This is a genomic window from Streptomyces sp. NPDC001787 (genome assembly GCF_040297465.1).
In the GTDB taxonomy this organism is placed as follows: domain Bacteria; phylum Actinomycetota; class Actinomycetes; order Streptomycetales; family Streptomycetaceae; genus Streptomyces.
The window spans coordinates 369,497-390,109 of record NZ_JBEOZE010000004.1; the positions used below are offsets into that span (position 1 = coordinate 369,497).

Annotated in this window: 17 protein-coding genes and 2 tRNA genes; 18 read left to right on the top strand and 1 reads right to left on the bottom strand. The window is 70.6% G+C overall.

The window, feature by feature from the left end; genetic code table 11:
• Positions 1-53: 53 nt before the first annotated feature.
• The 6 genes from ABT170_RS08425 (at position 54) to ABT170_RS08450 (ending at position 8,410) form a co-directional block, all read left to right on the top strand.
• Positions 54-2,804 carry a CDP-glycerol glycerophosphotransferase family protein gene (locus ABT170_RS08425; RefSeq protein ID WP_329943990.1) on the top strand — a complete coding sequence of 917 codons (2,751 nt, stop codon included), beginning with the start codon at positions 54-56 and terminating at the stop codon, positions 2,802-2,804.
• Between the two features lie 214 nt (positions 2,805-3,018).
• Positions 3,019-4,137, top strand: a complete 1,119-nt coding sequence (gene proB, locus ABT170_RS08430) for a glutamate 5-kinase (protein ID WP_351865245.1) — start codon at positions 3,019-3,021, stop codon at positions 4,135-4,137.
• A gap of 130 nt (positions 4,138-4,267) precedes the next feature.
• Entirely contained in the window at positions 4,268-4,756 is a 489-nt protein-coding gene (locus ABT170_RS08435; protein WP_329943989.1) for a DUF8830 family protein, read from the top strand.
• Positions 4,757-4,836: 80 nt separating this feature from the next.
• Complete coding sequence (locus ABT170_RS08440) at positions 4,837-6,120, top strand: glutamate-5-semialdehyde dehydrogenase (RefSeq protein ID WP_329943988.1); 1,284 nt, start codon at positions 4,837-4,839, stop codon at positions 6,118-6,120.
• Positions 6,121-6,441: 321 nt separating this feature from the next.
• Positions 6,442-7,062 (top strand): SCO2584 family spore wall biosynthesis protein, encoded by a 621-nt coding sequence (locus tag ABT170_RS08445; RefSeq protein ID WP_351865152.1) that lies wholly within the window; start codon positions 6,442-6,444, stop codon positions 7,060-7,062.
• A 217-nt stretch (positions 7,063-7,279) separates the two neighbouring features.
• Positions 7,280-8,410: an SCO2583 family membrane protein gene (locus tag ABT170_RS08450; RefSeq protein WP_351865155.1), complete on the top strand. Its 1,131-nt coding sequence runs from the start codon at positions 7,280-7,282 to the stop codon at positions 8,408-8,410.
• Here the strand turns inward: ABT170_RS08450 and ABT170_RS08455 are convergent.
• Complete coding sequence (locus ABT170_RS08455; RefSeq protein WP_329943985.1) at positions 8,343-9,449, bottom strand: M48 family metallopeptidase; 1,107 nt, start codon at positions 9,447-9,449, stop codon at positions 8,343-8,345. The genes ABT170_RS08450 and ABT170_RS08455 overlap by 68 nt on opposite strands.
• 111 nt (positions 9,450-9,560) lie before the next feature.
• Here ABT170_RS08455 and ABT170_RS08460 point away from each other — a divergent pair, with 111 nt between their 5' ends.
• The 12 genes from ABT170_RS08460 (at position 9,561) to ABT170_RS08520 (ending at position 19,946) form a co-directional block, all read left to right on the top strand.
• Positions 9,561-9,713 (top strand): hypothetical protein, encoded by a 153-nt coding sequence (locus tag ABT170_RS08460; RefSeq protein ID WP_198953220.1) that lies wholly within the window; start codon positions 9,561-9,563, stop codon positions 9,711-9,713.
• A gap of 84 nt (positions 9,714-9,797) precedes the next feature.
• Complete coding sequence (locus ABT170_RS08465) at positions 9,798-9,959, top strand: hypothetical protein (protein ID WP_266930587.1); 162 nt, start codon at positions 9,798-9,800, stop codon at positions 9,957-9,959.
• 38 nt (positions 9,960-9,997) lie between these two features.
• On the top strand, positions 9,998-10,615 hold the full coding sequence (gene nadD / locus ABT170_RS08470) for a nicotinate-nucleotide adenylyltransferase (RefSeq protein WP_266930586.1): 618 nt from the start codon (positions 9,998-10,000) through the stop codon (positions 10,613-10,615).
• Positions 10,616-10,634: 19 nt separating this feature from the next.
• Complete coding sequence (locus ABT170_RS08475) at positions 10,635-12,485, top strand: LCP family protein (RefSeq protein ID WP_351865160.1); 1,851 nt, start codon at positions 10,635-10,637, stop codon at positions 12,483-12,485.
• A gap of 139 nt (positions 12,486-12,624) precedes the next feature.
• A complete protein-coding gene (gene rsfS, locus ABT170_RS08480; RefSeq protein ID WP_053563007.1) occupies positions 12,625-13,056 on the top strand; it encodes a ribosome silencing factor in 432 nt (143 codons plus the stop codon).
• The gene (locus ABT170_RS08485) at positions 13,053-13,706 is read left to right on the top strand and encodes a histidine phosphatase family protein (protein WP_329944146.1); all 654 of its coding nucleotides are present in this window, start codon (positions 13,053-13,055) and stop codon (positions 13,704-13,706) included. Before rsfS ends, ABT170_RS08485 begins: the two co-directional genes overlap by 4 nt.
• Before the next feature lie 117 nt (positions 13,707-13,823).
• Positions 13,824-13,896: transfer RNA gene (locus ABT170_RS08490), tRNA-Ala, on the top strand.
• Between the two features lie 427 nt (positions 13,897-14,323).
• Positions 14,324-14,557 carry a hypothetical protein gene (locus tag ABT170_RS08500; RefSeq protein ID WP_073216832.1) on the top strand — a complete coding sequence of 78 codons (234 nt, stop codon included), beginning with the start codon at positions 14,324-14,326 and terminating at the stop codon, positions 14,555-14,557.
• A gap of 125 nt (positions 14,558-14,682) precedes the next feature.
• Positions 14,683-14,755, top strand: a tRNA-Ala gene (locus tag ABT170_RS08505).
• A gap of 322 nt (positions 14,756-15,077) precedes the next feature.
• Positions 15,078-17,951, top strand: coding sequence for a leucine--tRNA ligase (leuS, locus tag ABT170_RS08510; protein WP_351865165.1), 2,874 nt, complete (start codon positions 15,078-15,080; stop codon positions 17,949-17,951).
• Positions 17,952-18,179: 228 nt separating this feature from the next.
• Entirely contained in the window at positions 18,180-18,953 is a 774-nt protein-coding gene (locus ABT170_RS08515; protein WP_351865168.1) for a hypothetical protein, read from the top strand.
• Between the two features lie 147 nt (positions 18,954-19,100).
• A complete protein-coding gene (locus ABT170_RS08520) occupies positions 19,101-19,946 on the top strand; it encodes a DegV family protein (protein ID WP_329943980.1) in 846 nt (281 codons plus the stop codon).
• The last annotated feature ends 667 nt before the right edge of the window (positions 19,947-20,613 follow it).

Below are 20,613 nucleotides of genomic sequence, written 5' to 3' on the forward strand. Positions count from 1 at the left end.
CCCGTATTCCAGGGGTTCATCTCTGCACGTCCCCCCGGAAAGGCCCTCCCGCCGTGGCGTCCCTCGAAGCGATTCCCGAAGAGCTCAGCCGGCTCATGAAGTACTTCCCGGAGACCCCGGTCGAGGAGCGCCCCGCATTCCACAGCGCCGCCAAGGACTTCCTGGCACAGGCCGCCCCGAAGCTGGTCCGGAAGTTCTCGCCGATGGCCCGGGTCAAGTGGCACCTGGCGGCCAGCGGGCGCGGTGACGAGCTCGTGGACCTGCTGCACTACGAGCGGGAGAACCCCGGCGCCTTCTCGGTACGGGGCCTGCGCCGGGCCCGCATCGAACTGCCCGGTGTGGAGAACTCCTCGCTGCCCGCCACGGTGCGCAACTTCAACCGCAGCGAGCTGCCCGTCCGCGGCAAGCTGCTGGACCTGGCCTGGAAGGACGGCAAGCTGGTCGTCCACGGGTACGCCTACATCCCCAACGTCCCCTCCGCGACGGGCAGGCGCTCGCTCCGCGTGGCCGTCCTGCGCCGCCAGGGCAGCCGCAGCACCCTGCCGCTGCGCGTGCGCACCGTCCTGGAGCCCAAGGCCACCGCCGAGGCCAAGGGCGCCCTGCACAACTACGACTGGTCGGGCTTCGAGATCGGCATCGACCCGTCCCGCCTGCGCACCCGCGGCCAGTGGCAGCCGGGCACCTGGCGTCTGGGCGTCGGTATCCCGCGCCCCGGCGGCATGTCCGTCGGCAGCGTGACCAAGAACAACGCGGGCGCCGCCGGACACAGCCAGGTCCATGTGCTCGACGACGGCGTACGGCTCGTCGCGGGCTTCGACCGCAACCGGCTCAAGCTCACGGTGGACGTCGTGCCCGCCGAGGTCGAGGCCCAGGAGGCGGACGCCGACACCCTCACCGTGACCCTGCGCTCCCGCGCCACGGGCAAGAAGCCCACCGCGCTGCGCATCGACCACGAGGCCACCGGATACGTGACCGACCTCCCGCTGGAGCAGGGCGCCACCGGCAGCGACGGCTGGCTCCGTCACACCGCCCGGCTGTCCTTCGCGGACCTCCCGGTGGACGGGGTCACCCCCGGCCGCGCCAGGAAGTACCGCGCGCTGATCGTGTTCGCGGACGGCACCACGCGCCGCGCCACCATCGGCCGCAAGCCGGCCACGGGTGTCCACCCGCTGCCCGGCGGCCTCGAATTCGCCGTCGTCACCGACGGCGCGGGCAACTTCACCCCGCAGCTGCGGTGCGTCCAGCCCGTCGTCGACGGCGTCGAGTGGTCGAGCGGCGGCGAACTGGTGCTGTCCGGCACCTACACCGGCCCCGCCGAATCGATGAAGCTGATCCTGCGTCACACCGGCCGCAACGAGGACCGGCCGCTGCCGGCCGAGTTCGCGGACGGCCGCTTCACCGCCCGCGTCACACCGGACACCATGCCCGCGTACGAGGGCACGCTGCCCCTGCGCGCCGGGCGCTGGCTGCCCTTCCTGCGGGCCCGCACCGAGTGGGACCACACCCGCGACATCCCCGTCACGATCCGCCCCGACCTGGTCGGCACGCTGCCGCTGACCCACCGCGGCGCGCACCGCACGTACACCGTGGAGCGGCTCGACTTCGACCGGATCTTCGTGGAGTCCGGCGCGGTCCTCGACCCCGAACTCCGCGGCGCCTACCGGCAGCGGCTGATGCGCGACGTGTACACCCCCGAGCAGCGCGAGCTGCCGCTGCGCGAGGCCGTGCTCTACAACAGCTTCGGCGGCAAGCAGTTCTCCGACTCGCCCCGCGCCGTCTACGAGGAGCTGGTGCGCCGGGGGACCGAGGTCGAGCACATCGCGATGGTCCACGACCAGCAGGTCGTCCTGCCGCCGGGCGTACGCGGCGTGGAGTGGGGCAGCAAGGAGTGGTACGAGGCGCTGGCGCGCAGCCGTTACGTCGTCACCAACGGCGGCATCCGCGAGTGGTTCGTCCGCCGCGAGGGCCAGGTCGTCGTCCAGACCTGGCACGGCACCCCGCTCAAGCGCATCGGCGCCGACCTGCTCGGCACCCCGAAGGCCAACCTGGCCTACATCGCGAGCCTGCCGCAGCGCTCGCGCCAGTACAGCCTGTTCATCACGCCCAACTCCTTCACCACCCCGATCATGACCAACTCCTTCCGGCTGGAGTGCGAGGTCCTGGAGGCGGGCTACCCACGCAACGACGTCTTCCACGCCCCGGACCGGGTCAAGCGCGCGGCGGCGGTACGGGAGAAGCTCGGCATCCCCGCCGGCAAGAAGGTCGTCCTGTACGCACCCACCTGGCGCGACGACCAGCGCTACGGCGGACGCCGCTTCAAGCTGGACAACCAGATCGACGTCGACGCGGCCCGGCGGGAGCTCGGCGAGGACCATGTGCTCCTGTACCGCAAGCACCACAAGGTCCTCGACAGCATCCCCGGCGCCGGACAGGGCTTCGTCTGGGACGTCACGTACTACCCGGACATCGCCGACCTCTACCTGATCGCCGATGTGCTGATCACGGACTACTCCTCGGTGCTGTTCGACTTCGCCCACTCCGGGCGGCCGATGCTGTTCTTCACGTACGACCTGGAGCACTACCGCGACACCCTGCGCGGCTTCTACTTCGACTTCACCTCGCGCGCCCCCGGCCCGCTGATCAAGACCTCCGAGGACCTGGTCGCCGCGATCCGGAACATCGACGCGGTGACGGAGGAGTACAAGGAGAAGTACGCGCAGTTCCGGGTCGACTTCTGCGAGCCCTCCGACGGCCGCGCCGCGGCCCGGGTCGTCGACCGCATGCTGAGCGTCAACGACAGCTGACCCGGCCCGGACCGGCCGTTCCCGCCGCCGGCGCCCGACCCCGCGCCCACCCGTCCCTGTCCACCGGACGGAACGGGCGGCGCGGGGGGCCGCCCCTCGCGTACTGTGCTGTGCCGGGGGCGGCCCCGGCACAGCGTCACGGCGGCCGCGGCCGGTCCGAGGATCCACCGGGCGAGCCAGAGCGAGGAAGCACGTGACAGCTGCAAGGCCGGGAGTGACCGAAGCCCGCCGGATCGTCGTCAAGGTCGGATCCTCCTCACTCACCACGGCGGCCGGAGGCCTGGACGCCGACCGGGTCGACGCACTCGTCGACGTACTGGCCAAGGTCCGCAGCGGCGGCGAACGGGAGATCGTTCTCGTCTCCAGCGGTGCCATCGCCGCCGGACTCGCCCCCCTCGGACTCGTCCGCAGGCCCAAGGACCTGGCCCGCCAGCAGGCCGCCGCGAGCGTGGGGCAGGGACTGCTCGTCGCCCGGTACACCGCCTCGTTCGCCCGCTACGGCGTACGCGTCGGCCAGGTGCTCCTCACCTCCGACGACACCAGCCGCCGCGCCCACTACCGCAACGCCTACCGCACCCTCGACCAGCTCCTGGACATGGGCGCCCTCCCCGTCGTCAACGAGAACGACACGGTGGCCACCGACGAGATCCGCTTCGGCGACAACGACCGGCTCGCCGCCCTCGTCGCCCATCTCGTCCACGCCGACCTGCTGGTCCTCCTCTCCGACGTGGACGGCCTCTACGACGGCGACCCCAGCACCCCGGGCACCTCCCGGATCGCCGAGGTCGGCGGACCCGAGGACCTGGCGGGCGTCACGATCGGCAGCGCCGGAAAGGCGGGCGTCGGCACCGGCGGCATGGTCACCAAGGTCGAGGCCGCCCGGATCGCCACCGCCGCCGGAGTCCCGGTCGTCCTCACCTCCGCCAGCCGGGCCGCCGACGCCCTGGCGGGCCGCGACACCGGTACGTACTTCCACCCCACCGGGCGCCGCTCCGCCGACCGGCTGCTCTGGCTGGCCCACGCCTCGACCCCGCGGGGCGCGCTGACCCTCGACGACGGGGCCGTACGGGCCGTCGTCGAGCGCCGCACCTCGCTGCTGCCCGCCGGAATCTCCGCCGTGGAGGGCGAGTTCACCGCCGGTGACCCGGTGGAGCTGCGCGACACGAGCGGCCGGCCCGTCGCCCGCGGCCTCGTCAATTTCGACGCCAAGGAAATCCCCCAGCTGCTCGGACGCTCCACGCGCGATCTGGCCAGGGAACTGGGCCCCGCCTACGAACGCGAGGTCGTACACAGGGACGATCTGGTCGTTCTCGCACCCCGGCTCGCCCCCTGAAACGGCTGAAAGTCCAGCTTCGGGGCAGAGACCTTCACCAAAACCGCCCCAAGCCGGGCCTCGGACTGGTCAACTTTGTAGCGGGGACACCAGGGGTACAGCACAGCAACACATTCACAGGAGGCCGCCGGTGAGACGAGCGCGCCCGGGGGCGCCGCCCCGCGGAACGGGCAGCCGAGCCCTGACCAGCGTCGGAGCGGGGGCCGACTTCGACAGGAGCGTGGCCGCCGACCGCACCGCCGAGCAGGTACCGGTGACGGTGAAGGAGGAGCACACCCAGTCGAAGCTGTGGCACATCACCCTCTCCGTCTCGGGCACGGAGACGCCGCTGAAGGAGGTCAGACGTGGCCTGGAACAGCTGGCGCACGACCATCCCTTCCTGCTGACCAGCCGCTACGCCAACGACCACGCGGAGATCCGTTACTGGGAAGAGGCCCGCGATCTGCACGACGCGGCGGCGGTGGCCCTGCGCCTGTGGGGCGAGCACCGCTCCAGCGCCAAGCTGCCGCCCTGGGAGATCGTCGGGCTGGAAGTGATCGACCGGGAGACGTACCACCAGCGCGTCGCCGAGGGCTACGGGCCGCCGCCCGCGGCCCCGGTCGGGGTGCACCCGTACTGACCGGACCACCTCCCGGGGCGGTTGTCTCGCATCACGGGATACGTGACGGATGCCCGCAGTGGGCGCACTACTCTGCGGGCATGACCACGCTTTCGCCGTACGACAACATGTCCCCGGTCGCGCAGGCCGCCTACCGGGCACGCGCCGCAGCCGCCGACATCGCGCCACTTCCGCGCTCCGCCAAGGACGACGCGCTGCTGGCGATCGCGGACGCGCTGGAGGTGCGCACGGGGGAGATCGTCGAGGCCAACGCCGAGGACGTCGCCCGCGCCCGCGAGGCCGGGACGAGCGAGGGAATCATCGACCGGCTCACCCTCACGCCCGAGCGGATCCGTGCCATCGCCGCCGACGTACGGGACGTGGTGGCGCTGCCCGACCCCGTGGGCGAGGTGGTGCGCGGTTCGACCCTGCCCAACGGCATCGACCTGCGCCAGGTCCGGGTGCCGCTCGGCGTGGTCGGGATCATCTACGAGGCCCGGCCCAATGTGACGGTGGACGCGGCGGCCCTGTGCCTGAAGTCCGGCAACGCGGTGCTGCTGCGCGGTTCGTCGTCCGCGTACGCCTCCAACGCCGCGCTCGTACGGGTCCTGCGCGACGCGGTCGGCGGCTCGGGCCTCCCGGCCGACGCGGTGCAGCTGGTGCCGGGGGAGAGCCGTGACTCGGTACGCGAACTGATGCGGGCCCGCGGCCTGGTCGACGTCCTCATCCCGCGCGGGGGCGCCTCGCTGATCCGCACGGTCGTCGAGGAGTCCACGGTCCCGGTCATCGAGACCGGCACCGGCAACTGCCACGTCTACGTCGACGCCTCGACGGACCTGGACATGGCCGTCGGCATCCTGGTCAACTCCAAGGCGCAGCGCCCCAGTGTCTGCAACGCGGCCGAGACGCTGCTGGTCCACCAGGACATCGCCGCCGAGTTCCTGCCGCTCGCCCTGGACGCGCTGGCCGGGGCGGGAGTGACCGTGCACGCGGACGAGCGGGTGCTCGCCCACGCGGAGGGCTCCAGGGCCACGGTGGTGGCGGCGACGGCGGAGGACTGGGAGACCGAGTACCTCTCGTACGACATCGCGGCGGCGGTCGTGGATTCGCTGGACGCGGCCGTGGCGCACATCAGGCTCTGGTCCTCGGGCCACACCGAGGCGATCGTGACCACCTCGCAGGCAGCGGCCCGCCGCTTCACCCAACTGGTCGACTCGACGACGGTCGCGGTGAACGCGTCCACGCGCTTCACGGACGGCGGACAGTTCGGATTCGGTGCCGAGATCGGTATCTCCACGCAGAAACTGCATGCCCGCGGCCCGATGGGGCTGCCGGAGCTGACGTCGACGAAGTACATCGTCACGGGCGACGGCCACATCAGGTAGAGCTTCCGGGGCCGGGGCTCGTGGGTCCTGGGGCTCGCGGACCCCGGGGCTCGCGGGTCCTGGGGCTCGCGGACCCCGGGGCTCGCGGGTCCTGGGGCTCGCGGACCCCGGCCCTGGGTGTCAGTGCCCGTGCGGACGCGTCACCCGGGCGGGTGGGTATCCGCCCGGGGCGTGCGCGGCGTCACCCGGGCGGGCGCACGAGCGGTATTCCGTCGGGCCCCGTGATTCTGCGGGCGTCCGGTGGGGCGGACGGGGTGGACGGGACGGGTGAGTTTGCGGTGGTCCCTGCCCAAACCGCCCCACCGGGGCTACGCTGAAGCTGTGCCGGACGACGTGGGGGGCAAGCCGTTCCCGGACGGCTGGGAGCCCGACGACGACGACCGCGGGGGCGCGGACGAGGACTTCGCCGCCGTGGTGTTCGACGAGGACTTCGTACGGGCCGCACCGGTCCATGAACCCACCGCGGTCGAGAGACTGCTCGCCGCCGCACAGGCACGTGCCGAGGCCGAAGCGGCCCGGTCACGCCGCGGCGCCGGCCCCATGGACGACGACCTCTACGACGACTACGGCCGGGACGGCGCGTACGGCCGCGGGAGGGCGTACGGGGACCCGCTGGACCCCGACTACGGCGACGAGGCCGACAGAGGCCCCTACGGGCGCCACGGAGGCTCCCTGCGCCCGTACCGGGGCGCCGCACGCTGGCACCGCCCGGTGGCCTGGCTGCTCGCCCTGGTCATGGGCATCGGTATGGTCGCGCTGGCCTTCACCGCCGTCTACCGCGGCTCCTCGCCCGGCCGGGGCGAGCCGCTCCCGCCGCCGGTGACCAGCGGCGTGGACAAACCCGGTGCCGCCGAACCGGGGTTCGAGAGGCCCGGTGCCGCTCCCTCCGCCTCGGCCGACCACTCCCGCCCGGCGGTCTCCGCGGTACCGCGTACCCCCTGAACCCGTCCCCGCGGGGCCTTCACCCGTCGCCTCACCCGTTCGCCCCACCGTCTCCCCGCCGGTTGCCTCCCGCCTCCGCGTTTACGTCCGGGCCGATCGACCTACCCTGAAGATATGGCCCCTCTTCCGAGGGGGCTTCTCACTGCCGTACGCCTCCAGGCCGAAGCAGACCGTTGCACACCGATCTCGGCCGGTGGTGTGGAGATCGGGAGAAGTCATGACAGGCCGCGGAGATCCCCCCGAAGGCCCGCCCGAGAACCCCGCGGGCGGCGAGGACGAGTACCGCTCCCTCGTCTTCGACGAATCGTTCGTCCGCGCTGCCCGGCTGCAGGAGTTCTCCGCCCGGGAACGGATGGGCGAGCACGCCCGCGCGGTCCGCTCCCTCCCTCCCGGACACCCCTCCCGCCCTTCCCGGAGCGGCTCCAGGGCCGTCATAGCCCTCGTCGTACTCATCGCCCTGGCCTTCTCCCTGGCCGTCTACACAGGGTTCCGCCACCCCTACCCCCAGCCCGCCGCCCGGCGCGCCGAAACCCTGCGGTCCACCGTGGTCCCCCTCGCGCCCCGGGGCACCGTGCCGGGCGGCACCCCCGAACGCCTCTACGCGACAAGCCCCGCCGCGGAATACCCGACGGGCGCCGAGGGCATCAACTTCCCCGCGGTGCGGCGGACGCAGAACTTCTCGGACAGCCAGGTGACGGCTGCCCTGGCCACGGCCAAGGACTACCTGGTGGAGTCCTCGCTCAACCCCGACGTCCTGGGCGGTCACGCCCTGCGCCCCGTCGAGCAGCTGCTCGACCCCGACCAGACGGCCCAGTTCGAGCGGAGCATGAGCACCCCCGCCGACGACGGACAGCACGCCGCCACCGGCTGGCTGGTGCGCTTCGACCCGGCGGACGCGGAGCTGGCGGACCCGCAGGTCCGGGTCCGGGGCACCCTCTCCTACGCCGAGGCGGAAGGCGGCACCCTGGAAGTCGTCTCGGACCACACCTTCACGTACGCCCTGCGCTCCGCCGCCGGGGCATCCCACGAGACGGGCGACGCCTCCCTGTTCACCGTGCGCCGCGAGCTGCACTTCCGGTTCGACCGGGAGGACCTGCGGCTGCACCGGACGGAGCTGCGCGAGGCCCATGTGCGGGCCGGGCCGCAGTCCTGCTCGGCGGACGCCGCGGGGGCGCTGCGTCCGCTGCTCGCCGGGGAACGGACGGACGGCCGCGGCCCGGCGGGTACCGACCCGTACACCACGGGCCGGCCCGCGGGGGCGTTGTGCGGGACGCTGGCGATCAGCTCCCAGCCGTCGCCGGCCCCTCCTCAGGGTCCTGAGGGCGGCCGGACCCCTCGGACCCCTTAGCGGGACCGCCGCCGCTGCCTCCGCCGGTGAACTTGTCGCGCAGCTTGCCGCCCAGGTCTCCCGCACCACCGGCGATGTCGCCGACGAGCTTCATCAGCGGGTCCTTGCTGGTGCGCACCGTCTCGGCGTAGTGCGAGGCGGACTCCCGGAACGAGTCCGTCACCGAGGTGTCCTTGTCCTCGTCGCGCCGCGGGTAGTGGCCGTCCATGATCCGCTGGTAGTCGCGGGTCTCCGACCACTTCTTCAGCTCGGCGGCCCGCACCGTGGTGAACGGGTGCGTCCGGGGCAGCACATTGAGGATCTTGAGCACGGAGTCGCGCAGGTCGCCGCCCTTCTCGTACTCGTCGGCCTGCGCGAGGAAGGCGTCCACGTTCATCTCGTGCAGGTGATTGCCACCGGCGATCTTCATCAGACCCCGCATCGAGGCCTTGAGGTCCTGACCGACCAGCAGCCCGGCCCGGTCCGCGGACAGCTCGGACTTGCGGAACCACTCGCGCAGCGCCGTCACGATCGCCATGATCGCGACATTGCCGAGCGGAATCCAGGCCACCTTCAGTGCCAGGTTGGTGAGGAAGAGCAATATCGTGCGGTACACCGCGTGCCCCGAGAGGGCGTGGCCCACCTCGTGGCCCACCACCGCCCGCATCTCCTCCTCGTCGAGCAGCTCCACCAGACCCGTCGTCACCACGATGATCGGCTCGTCGAGCCCGATGCACATGGCATTGGGCTGAGGGTCCTGGTTGACATACATCGGCGGGACCTTCTCCAGGTCCAGGATGTAACAGGCGTCCCGCAGCATGTCGTTGAGGTGGGAGAACTGAGCGTCGCTCACCCGGACGGAGTCGGACAGGAAGAGCAGTCGCAGACTGCGCTCCGGAAGCAGCCCGCTCAGGGCCTTGAACACGGTGTCGAAACCGCTCAGCTTGCGCAGGGCGACCAGCGCCGAACGGTCCGCCGGGTGTTCGTACGCCCGGGAGGAGATTCCCGGGAATCGCCTGCGCTGCCTGCTCGGCACGTTCTCGTGACTGCTGTCGGTCATGGATGGCCCCCTGTTCGTACGAGACGTCGCCCGTCCCCCTGACAAATCCCAGCGTATGTGCTGGCGCTACGGTGTGCGGGGGGCTGTGGATAACTTTGAGGAGCGCCCGAAATGCCGCACACCGTCGCACTGCTCGCCGCCGCATCCGAGGAGCAGGGGCCGGGCAACACCCTGCGGATCGTGCTGCTCGTCTCGATCGTCGGAGCGGCCCTGCTCGCCTGGTTCCTGCTGCGCGGATACCGCAACGACGACAACAACGACTGAGTCGGCGTGAGCGTGCCCGGGGCGCCCGCATACGATGTGCCCGACGTCTTCCTTCCGACTCCCGATCGATAGGTCCTGCTGAAGATGAGCCTCACGAGCACCGCACACCAGCTGGTCACTCTCGCCTCCGAGGGTGGCGAGGGCGGCAACCACGAAAGCCTCAACCCCTACCTGACCGGTGGTGGCGCGCTCTTCGCGCTGCTGTTCCTGCTGTGGGTCACCACCCGCTTCAACCGCGACCGCTGAGCCGGGGGCGTACAACCGTGCCAGTAGGCTCTGCACGCATGGGAGAGCAGGAAGTGCCTACCGGCCGCGTCAAGCGCCGACTCGGCGTGATGGGCGGGACTTTTGACCCGATTCATCATGGACACCTGGTGGCGGCCAGTGAAGTGGCCGCCCAGTTCCATCTCGACGAGGTCATCTTCGTCCCCACCGGGCAGCCGTGGCAGAAGAGCCACAAGCAGGTCTCCCCGGCCGAGGACCGCTATCTGATGACGGTCATCGCCACGGCGTCCAACCCGCAGTTCTCGGTCAGCCGCAGTGACATCGACCGTGGCGGACCGACGTACACGATCGATACGCTGCGGGACCTGCGCGAGGTCCATGGCGACGCGGACCTCTTCTTCATCACCGGCGCCGACGCGTTGTCCCAGATCCTCACCTGGCGGGACGCGGAGGAGCTGTTCTCGCTCTCCCACTTCATCGGTGTGACCCGGCCGGGTCACGTGCTCACGGATGACGGACTGCCCAAGGGCGGGGTCTCCCTCGTGGAGGTTCCGGCACTGGCGATCTCGTCCACCGACTGCCGCGGGAGGGTCGCGCAGGGGGATCCGGTCTGGTACCTGGTGCCGGACGGCGTGGTCCGCTACATCGACAAGCGCCAGCTGTACCGCGGCGAATGAGCCACGGAGAGGGGCACCGGTGAACGACCGACAGAACCCGTACGACCCGTACTACCAGCAGCCGCAGATCGTCGGCTACGACGAGTACGGGCAACCGGTGTACCAGCAGCAGGGGCAGCAGCAGTACGACCCCTACGCCCCTCAGCAGGGCCAGGAGTTCCAACAGGGTCAGGGCTTCCAGCAGGGTCAGGAGTTCCAGCAGGGTCAGGTTCCGGACCAGGGGTACGGCTACGACCCGTACGGCCAGCCCCAGCAAGCGCAGCAGCAGCAGCAACCGGAACACCCTCAGTACCCGCACCAGTCGCAGTACGCCCGGCATCCCCAGCAGTACGACCCCTACGCGGAGCAGCCCCAGCAGGGACAGGGTGCCGATCAGGGGTACGGCTACGGGAACTACACCGACTACGGGCACGGCACCGCCCAGCAGCCCGTCGCGGTCGACACCGCCGAGCAGTGGAACATCCCGCATCAGGGAGCCGCCCCGTCCCAGGCGCAGGCCCCGGCCCCTGCTGCCGCTCCCGTTTCCGCGCCCGCCCGGCCGGCCGAGGAACCCGCCGACGATCCGGTACCGGAACCGGAGCTCGTGCTGCCGGAGCAGCGGCGTCCCGCCGCCGACTACCGCACCGAGCAGTTCTCGTTCATCGAGGAGCCCGACGAGGACTCCGAAGACGTCATCGACTGGCTGAAGTTCACCGAGAGCCGCAGCGAACGGCGTGAGGAAGCTCGGCGCAAGGGCCGCAACCGGATGGTCGCGCTGATCGTCGTCGCCGCCCTCGTACTCGTCGGCGGGGTCGGCTACCTCTGGTCCGCGGACATGCTGCCCGGCCTCTCCGGCTCGGACGGGAAGAACGGCACCACCGCCGGCCCGCAGCAGCGGGACGTCATCGTGGTCCATCTGCACGACACCAAGAAGGGCGGCACCTCCACGGCGCTGCTCGTCGACAACACCACCACGAAGCAGGGCACCACCGTCCTGCTCCCCAACTCGCTCGCCGTCGCCTCCGACGACGGCGCCACGACCACCACGCTGGGCAAGTCCGTCGAGGACGACGGCAGCACCGGCACCCGTGAGTCGATAGACAGCCTCCTGGGCACCAGGATCAGCGGTACGTGGCGGCTGGACACCCCGTACCTGGAAAACCTCGTCGAGCTGGTCGGCAACATCGAGATCGACACCGACACCGATGTGCCCGATGCCAAGAAGGGCGCCTCTCCTCTCGTGAACAGGGGCGAGGCCCAGACGCTGAGCGGTCCGATGGCCGTCGCGTACGCCACCTACCGGGGTGAGGGCGAGCCCGAGGCGAAGCAGCTGATGCGGTTCGGCGCGGTCGTACGGGGTGTGCTGCGCAAGCTCTCCGAGGACCCGAAGGCCGCGACGGTCACCGTGGAGACGCTGGCGCAGATCCTCGACCCGTCACTGCCCGAGCAGGACCTGGGCGCCTCCCTGGCCAAACTGGCGGGGCACGCCAAGGTAGGGGACTACAAGACGGAGCTCCTGCCGGTCCAGGACGACGGCACCCTCTCCGACGAGGCCACGGAAAGCGTCGTCAAGGACATCCTGGGCGGCGCGGTCAAGGCCCCTGAAGAGGGCGCGCCGGTCCGGGTCGGCGTCCGGAACGCCACCGGGAACGCGGCTGCCGGCGACCGTGCCCGGGTTCAGCTGGTCAACGGTGGTTATTCCTACGTCGACGGCGGGAAGGCCGACGCCGAGACGTCGTCCGAGGTGCGGTACCGGACCCCCGAGGACAGGGCGAAGGCGACGGAGGTCGCCAAGACCCTGGGGCTGTCCGAGGAGGACGTGAAGCAGGGCAAACCCGCCGCGAACGCGGACGTGACGGTCGTGCTCGGCCAGGACTACAAGATCAAGTAGGGGAGCGGGGAGGACCGCACGGCCCGGAGGCCGGCGCCCCGCGCCGGCCTCCGCAGAGCGCGGCGGCAGATCGCAGTAGGGGCTGTCGGCGGTCCGTGAGACCCTAGAGGTTGATCTGACCGCCGACGAAAGCCTGCATGTGACCGCCACGGACCGCTCCATCGAGCTCATCAACGCCGCCGCTCAGGCGGCCGCCGACCGGCTCGCGCACGACATCATCGCCTACGACGTCAGCGATGTGCTGTCCATCACCGACGCCTTCCTGCTGGCCTCGGCTCCGAACGACCGCCAGGTCAAGTCGATCGTCGACGAGATCGAGGAGCGGCTGCAGAAGGAGCTCGGCGCCAAGCCGGTGCGCCGTGAGGGCGACCGCGACGCCCGCTGGATCCTTCTCGACTATGTCGACATCGTGATCCACGTCCAGCACAGCGAGGAGCGTGTCTTCTACGCGCTCGAACGCCTGTGGAAGGACTGCCCCGAGATCGCGCTCCCCGAGGACGCCGTCAAGACCCGGGGCAAGGCCGAGGAGCACGCCCAGCTCAACGGCGGCACGGAAGGTGACCCGAGCTGAACGGCAGCAGCAGCGGCAGGGGCCGCAGGATCGTCCTCTGGCGACACGGCCAGACGGCATGGAACCTGGAGCGCCGTTTCCAGGGCTCCACGGACATCGAGCTCACCGAGACCGGCGTCGGGCAGGCCCGTCGGGCCGCCCGGCTGCTCGCCTCGCTGAAGCCGGACGCGATCGTCGCCTCTGACCTGCGGCGGGCGGCGGCCACGGCCGCTGAGCTCGCCGCCGTCACCGGCCTCCCGGTCGCCCACGACTCCGCGCTGCGCGAGACGTACGCGGGCGCCTGGCAGGGCCTGACGCACGAGGAGATCGTCGGACAGTACGGCGAGCAGTACGCGGCCTGGAAGCGCGGCGAGCCCGTGCGCAGGGGCGGCGGCGAGCTGGAGACCGAGGTCGCCGACCGGGCCGCCCCGGTCGTCCTGGAACACGCCGCGAAGCTGCCCGACGGGGGCACGCTGGTCGTGGCCAGCCACGGTGGCACGATCAGGACGACCATCGGCCGGCTGCTGGGCCTGGAAGCGCACCACTGGGAAGGACTCGGCGGGCTCACCAACTGCTGCTGGTCCGTGCTGGGCGAGGGTGCGCGCGGCTGGCGCCTGCTGGAGCACAACGCCGGAACGCTGCCCGAGCCGGTGCTCGGCGACGACGACTAGGCCAGTGCCCGCGGGCCGTACCGGGGCGGCACCGGCCGGATTTCACTTTCTGGCTGGTCGCACGCTAAAGTTCTTCTTGTTCGCAGCGCGGAAACGCAGGGAAACACAGCGGACAGCGGGGCTATAGCTCAGTTGGTAGAGCGCCTGCATGGCATGCAGGAGGTCAGGAGTTCAATTCTCCTTAGCTCCACAGTCAAGATCCCGTCCCTTTCAGGGGCGGGATCTTTTGCATGCCTCCGGTGCTGCCCGTATGCCGTCGGTACCCCGACTGCACCCGCCCGTACCGCGACCGCTCCTACCCGCACTCCGACTGTTCCCGTCCGCCCTTCGTCCGCTCTCCGCCCGTTCGCGGGCTGACCCTCTTGCGGGGTCATGGCAGAATCGGAGCGCCGGAGGGGGCGATGGACCGATCGGGAGGGAGCGCGATGCCTGCGAGTCGCGAACAGGTCCCCGACCTGCCCGTTGTTCCCGCCCCGCCCGCCGGCTCCGTAACTCCCGAAGACCGATCCCGCCCCGGCTGCCCGTCCCGCGGTGCGTCCCACGTGGCCCAAGTGCTGGGTGGCGACGGCGGGGTCTCATACGTGTGTACGGCCTGCGGCCACAGCTGGAGCTGACTGATGGGTGCACACAGGCGTAAGTGCGACTGGTGCGGCAGCGGTACGCCCATCGTCAGGGACATGGACCCGGTCAATCCGGAGTACCAGTACTGGTGCGAGGAGTGCGCGCGGGCGCTGATCATAAAAGGCGACCCCATCGAGACCTATCGCGAGCTGGAAGGGGAGCCGATCTACGGGCGGCTCCTGGAGGAACACTGCACCCTCAAGCGCTTCTACTCCTTCGCGACGGCCTGAACCTTCATGGCAGCCTGAGTGAAATTCGGGCATAACGGTTCAGATGGGAAACGATTTGGTGGAGGACCGGGGGGACCGTGTAATGTTCTCGATGTCGCCAAGGGAAACCGGGCGGCGGACAACAAGGGGCTATAGCTCAGTTGGTAGAGCGCCTGCATGGCATGCAGGAGGTCAGGAGTTCAATTCTCCTTAGCTCCACAGTAAGGAAGCGGGTCATCCGGATCGGATGGCCCGCTTCTCGTTGTCGTCCCGCGGCGCCGGAGGCATCTGCGGTGACCCCGGCGGAGCGTCCACGGACCGGTCGCTCCCGGCACGGCTCCGGGCCCGTGCGGTACCCTGACGCCATGCGTGCCGTACGCCTTCTGCTTAGTGAGCCGCGCTGATCAGTCCCGACCGGTGAGAATGCCTGGTCGGAATCGGCGCGGCGTCCCCTCCTGTGCGAGGGGATTTTTCGTTTCCGTAGACGCGTGTCCGTAGACGTGGACGCCGGCAGATGACGATCGATGGAGCTTTGAGGATCATGAGCGAGACGAATTCCGCAGCCGAGACGGCCGCGCCGCACCGCTACACGGCGGCGATGGCCGCCGACATCGAGGCACGCTGGCAGGACTTCTGGGACGCCGAGGGGACGTACGAGGCGCCGAACCCGACCGGCGACCTGGCGGACAACCCGGAGCTGGCGGCGAAGCCGAAGAAGTTCATCATGGACATGTTCCCGTACCCCTCGGGCGCGGGTCTGCATGTCGGCCACCCCCTGGGCTACATCGCCACCGACGTCTACGCCCGCCACCAGCGGATGACCGGCCACAACGTCCTGCACACCCTGGGCTTCGACGCCTTCGGGCTGCCCGCGGAGCAGTACGCCGTGCAGACCGGCACGCACCCGCGGGTCTCCACCGAGGCCAACATGGAGAACATGAAGGCCCAGCTGCGCCGGCTGGGCCTGGGCCACGACAAGCGCCGCTCGTTCGCGACGATCGAGGCCGAGTACTACAAGTGGACCCAGTGGATCTTCCTGCAGATCTTCAATTCCTGGTACGACTCGGAGGCTGACCGGGCGCGGCCGATCGCGGATTTGGTGGCGCAGTTCGAGGGCGGGGTGCGTGCGACGCCTGACGGGCGTGCGTGGGGTGAGCTGAGCGCCGTCGAGCGCGCGGAGGTCCTGAGCGGGTACCGGCTGGCGTATGCGTCGGACGCGCCGGTGAACTGGTCGCCGGGGCTGGGGACGGTGCTGGCGAATGAGGAGGTGACGGCGGACGGGCGTTCCGAGCGTGGGAACTTCCCGGTGTTCAAGGCGAAGCTGCGTCAGTGGAACATGCGGATCACCGCGTACGCGGACCGGCTGCTGGATGATCTGGACGGGCTGGACTGGCCCGAGGCGATCAAGCTGCAGCAGCGGAACTGGATCGGGCGTTCCGAGGGTGCGCGGGTGGACTTCCCGGTCGACGGTGCGGGCAGTATCACCGTGTTCACGACCCGGCAGGACACGCTGTTCGGTGCGACGTACATGGTGCTGGCCCCGGAGCATGATCTGGTCGGGCGGATCGTTCCGGCCGCGTGGCCGGAGGGTACGCCGCCGGTGTGGACGGGTGGGTACGGGAGCCCGGCGGAGGCGGTGACGGCGTACCGGAAGCAGGCGGCGGCGAAGTCGGAGGTCGAGCGGCAGGCGGAGGCCAGGGACAAGACGGGTGTGTTCACCGGTGCGTACGCGGTGAACCCGGTCAGCGGCGAGAAGGTGCCCGTCTTCGTCGCGGACTACGTCCTGATGGGTTACGGCACGGGCGCGATCATGGCTGTTCCGGCGCATGATGCCCGGGACTTCGCGTTCGCGCGGGCTTTCGAACTGCCGATGCGGTGTGTGGTGGAGCCGTCGGACGGCCGGGGCACGGACCCCTCCACCTGGGAGGACGCGTTCGGTTCGTCCGACGCGAAGCTGGTGAACTCCTCGAACGGGGAGGTCTCGCTGGACGGTCTGGGTGTCGTCGAGGCGAAGGCGCGGATCACCGGCTGGCTGCGGGAGCGGGGTGTGGGTGAGGGCACGGTCAACTTCCGGCTGCGGGACTGGCTGTTCAGCCGTCAGCGGTACTGGGGCGAGCCGTTCCCGATCGTGTACGACGAGGAAGGCATCGCGCATCCGCTGCCGGAGTCGATGCTGCCGCTGGAGCTGCCGGAGGTGGAGGACTACTCGCCGCGGACCTTCGACCCGCAGGACGCGGACAGCAGGCCCGAGCCGCCGCTGTCGCGGAACGCGGACTGGGTCAACGTCACCCTGGACCTGGGGGACGGCAGGGGTCCGCGGAAGTACCGGCGCGAGACGAACACGATGCCGAACTGGGCGGGTTCCTGCTGGTACGAGCTGCGCTACCTGGACCCGTTCAACAGCCGGGAGCTGGTCGACCCGGCCATCGAGGAGTACTGGATGGGGCCGCGCGAGGGCCGGCCGGGCGGTGGTGTCGACCTGTACATCGGTGGCGCCGAGCACGCGGTGCTGCACCTGCTGTACGCGCGTTTCTGGTCCAAGGTGCTGCACGACCTGGGCCACATCTCGTCCAGCGAGCCGTTCCACAAGCTGTACAACCAGGGCATGATCCAGGCGTTCGTCTACCGTGACAGCCGTGGCATCGCGGTCCCGGCCGCCGAGGTCGAGGAGCGTGACGGGGCGTTCTACTACCGGGGCGAGAAGGTCGGCCGGGTCCTGGGCAAGATGGGCAAGTCCCTGAAGAACGCCGTCACCCCGGACGAGATCTGCGCGGAGTACGGGGCGGACACGCTGCGCCTGTACGAGATGGCGATGGGGCCGTTGGATGTGTCGCGGCCGTGGGACACGCGTGCGGTGGTGGGGCAGTACCGGCTGTTGCAGCGGCTGTGGCGCAATGTTGTCGACGAGGAGACCGGTGAGGTCACGGTCGTGGACGCGGAGCCGGGTGTGGAGACGCTGCGTGCGCTGCACAAGGCGATCGACGGGGTGGGTCAGGACATGGCCCAGATGCGTTTCAACACGGCGATCGCGAAGGTGACGGAGCTGAACAATTATCTGACGAAGGCGGGGGGTCCGCTGTCGCGGTCGGTCGCGGAGCGGCTGGTGCTGCTGGTGGCGCCGTTGGCGCCGCATGTGGCGGAGGAGCTGTGGCGGCGTCTGGGGCACACGGCGTCGGTGGTGCACGAGGGGTTCCCGGTGGCGGACCCGGCGTATGTGGTGGACGAGACCGTGACGTGTGTCGTGCAGGTCAAGGGCAAGGTCAGGGCTCGTCTGGAGGTGTCCCCGGCGGTCGCGGACGCGGATCTGGAGGCGTTGGCGCTGGCGGACCCGGCGGTCGTCGCCGCGCTGGACGGGGCCGGGATCCGCAAGGTCATCGTCCGCGCACCCAAACTGGTCAACATCGTCCCCGCGTGATGACCGCGCCGCACGGCTTGTGACGACCGCGCCGCACGGTTGGCGATGACCGCACGGCACGGTTGGCGATGACCGCGCCGCACGGTTCGTGATGGGCTCAGCGCACGGTCAGGGCATTCCCCTACGGGCAGGTTGGGGGTTCCGAAGGAACCCCTGGCCTGCCCGTTCCGTTTACGGTGGAGGGGGGCACCGGTACCGGCAGCCGCATCGACCTACCGAGGGGCGTTCATGGAAGCCGTGATCACGATCGTGGCGCTTCTTTTCGTCGCGTTCGTCGCGCTGGGCGTATACGCCGGTGTCAAGGCGATCGGCGCGGCCAAGCGTGGCGTGGACCGCACGATCACACAGGCGCGCCGCACGGTGGAGGACACCACCCTGCGGGCCAAGAGCTTCGGACAGGTCGGCGTCGCGGGCACACTCGCACAACTGCGGCTCGATCTGCGCACGTCCATGCGGGCGACGCAGGAAGCGCTGCAGGCGGGCCTGGCCGAGGACGCCTCGCTCTCGGAGTCGCTGGGACTGTTCCAGCGGCTCAGCGTGCACGGACGCGAGCTCGACGACGAGCTGAAGCGGCTGGAGCGTGAGCCGGACCGGGCCACGGTCGCCGCGCTGCTGCCGAGGCTGAAGGAACGCACGGAGCGGATCACGCACTCGGCGGACTCGTTGCGGTGGGCGGCGCGCGACCGCGCACAGCGGTTCAGTGAGGACGATCTGGACGCGCTGAACGCGCAGATCGACGTCGAGGCGGGAGCGCTGCGGCACTGGACGGTGGAGGACCCGCAGACGCAGCACGCACAGCCCTCTCGGTCCTCGCAGTCCTCCGGGACGGGCATGGGCGCGGCCACGGGCACGGGAGCCGGGCCCATGAGCGGCAGTACGGCCGAGGAGAACTGGCCCGGCCCGGCCCACGCGGAGGGACCACAGGCGATCACCGCGCCGGACCCACGACTGCAGACGGGCTACCCCTGGCAGAAGTCGGCCAGGCCGGAGACGACCAACTGACACGTCCGCAACGCCCGGCACGGCAGGCGGGGCCCGCGATGTCCCCGGCGGGCGGGAGTGGCAGGATGCGTTCCGGGGCAGCCTCGACCGGTCAGTGGGCCGGGGCCGGGCTGCCGCGCCCCCGTCCCGGAAGGTAACCTCCGGCTCATGTCCCGCCATGTCGCGATCGTCACCGATTCAACGGCCCATCTGCCGCGCCAGACGATGGAACGGCACGGCATCACCTCAGTGCCCCTGACCGTCGTCCTGGGGGATCAGGCGCTGGAGGAGGGCACCGAGATCTCGGCCCGGTCGCTGGCCCTGGCGTTGCAGAAACGGCACTCCGTGACGACGTCGCGGCCCAGCCCCGAGGTCTTCGCCGCGGCGTACCGGGCCGCGGCGGAGGCCGGGGCGACCGCCATCGTTTCCCTGCATCTGTCGGCCGAGCTCTCGGGTACGTATGACGCCGCGCTGCTCGCGGCCAAGGACGCCCCTGTGCCGGTACGCGTGGTGGACACCGGAATGGTCGCCATGGCCCTGGGATTCTGCGCCCTGGCGGCGGCGGAGACGGCGGATGCGGGCGGCAGCCTGGACGAGGCGGTCGCGGCGGCGGAGAAACGGGCCGAGGGAACCTCCGCGTATTTCTATGTCGACACGCTCGACTATCTGCGCCGGGGCGGCCGCATCGGAGCCGCACAGGCGCTGCTGGGCTCCGCGCTCGCGGTGAAGCCGATCCTCCAGCTGGACGACGGCCGGATCGAACTGCTGGAGAAGGTGCGGACGGCGTCCAAGGCCATCGCACGCCTGGAGGAGATCGTCGCCGAGCGGGCCGGAGTGGGCTCGGTGGACATCGCCGTGCACCATCTGTCCGCGCCGGACCGCGCCGAGGCGCTGGCCGAGCGGCTGCGCGAGCGCATTCCGGGACTGGTCGATCTCCACGTCAGCGAGGTGGGCGCGGTGATCGGGGCACATACCGGGCCGGGGCTGCTGGGCGTGGTGATCTCACCGCGCTGAGGCCGCTGGGCCGGTGACTTCCGCCGAACCGGGGTCGCCCGGAGGGGGAACTGGAGGGGAGCTGGAGGCGGAACGGGAGGCAGATGCACCCGGAGGAGTGGCGAGGTTATCCACAACTGGGCAGTTATCCACGGGAATCGGGGCTGCTCGGCGGGTTCGGCCGGATGTGTCTAACGTCGTGAGGCATGGCCCTTCGATCACCTCAAGCGCCCACCGCTTCCCCGTCGACTCCCGCATCCACGCCGACTTCTGTTTCCCCGTCGACTTCTTTATCCGCACTCGATCCCGCACTTGATCCCGGTCCAGGTCCAGGTCCAGGTCCAGGTCCAGGTCCAGGTCCAGGTCCAGGTCCAGGTACTGGTCCTGCCGATGGTCCTGCTCCTGATTCCTTACGTCCTCCCGGGTTTGCTTCCGGTCCTGCCTCCGGTTCCGGTCGCGCGCGGCATGGTCCCGGCAGGGGGCCCAGTGGCGCGGCGGGCAGAGGACCCGGTGCCCGTCATGGCCGGCGGCGGTCGCCCCGCGGACAAGCCGCAGACGTTGCCGCAGCCTCGCGCCGTCGGGCGGACGCGCTGCTGATCAGCGCCTATGACGGGGCGCGCGGGCGGCCTGCGGAGGCGGGTCCGGTGACGGAGGCCTCGGCGCGGCCCGGACCGGAGACGGGTCCGCG

What these genes read in the sequence shown, in the direction of transcription:
- ABT170_RS08440 (WP_329943988.1), top strand. Translation starts at nt 4,837, where the DNA reads ATGACCACGCTTTCGCCGTACGACAACATGTCCCCGGTCGCGCAGGCC.
- ABT170_RS08450 (WP_351865155.1), top strand. Translation starts at nt 7,280, where the DNA reads ATGACAGGCCGCGGAGATCCCCCCGAAGGCCCGCCCGAGAACCCCGCG.
- ABT170_RS08455 (WP_329943985.1), bottom strand. Translation starts at nt 9,449, where the DNA reads ATGACCGACAGCAGTCACGAGAACGTGCCGAGCAGGCAGCGCAGGCGA.
- ABT170_RS08460 (WP_198953220.1), top strand. Translation starts at nt 9,561, where the DNA reads ATGCCGCACACCGTCGCACTGCTCGCCGCCGCATCCGAGGAGCAGGGG.
- ABT170_RS08465 (WP_266930587.1), top strand. Translation starts at nt 9,798, where the DNA reads ATGAGCCTCACGAGCACCGCACACCAGCTGGTCACTCTCGCCTCCGAG.
- nadD (WP_266930586.1), top strand. Translation starts at nt 9,998, where the DNA reads ATGGGAGAGCAGGAAGTGCCTACCGGCCGCGTCAAGCGCCGACTCGGC.
- ABT170_RS08500 (WP_073216832.1), top strand. Translation starts at nt 14,324, where the DNA reads ATGGGTGCACACAGGCGTAAGTGCGACTGGTGCGGCAGCGGTACGCCC.
- leuS (WP_351865165.1), top strand. Translation starts at nt 15,078, where the DNA reads ATGAGCGAGACGAATTCCGCAGCCGAGACGGCCGCGCCGCACCGCTAC.
- ABT170_RS08515 (WP_351865168.1), top strand. Translation starts at nt 18,180, where the DNA reads ATGGAAGCCGTGATCACGATCGTGGCGCTTCTTTTCGTCGCGTTCGTC.
- ABT170_RS08520 (WP_329943980.1), top strand. Translation starts at nt 19,101, where the DNA reads ATGTCCCGCCATGTCGCGATCGTCACCGATTCAACGGCCCATCTGCCG.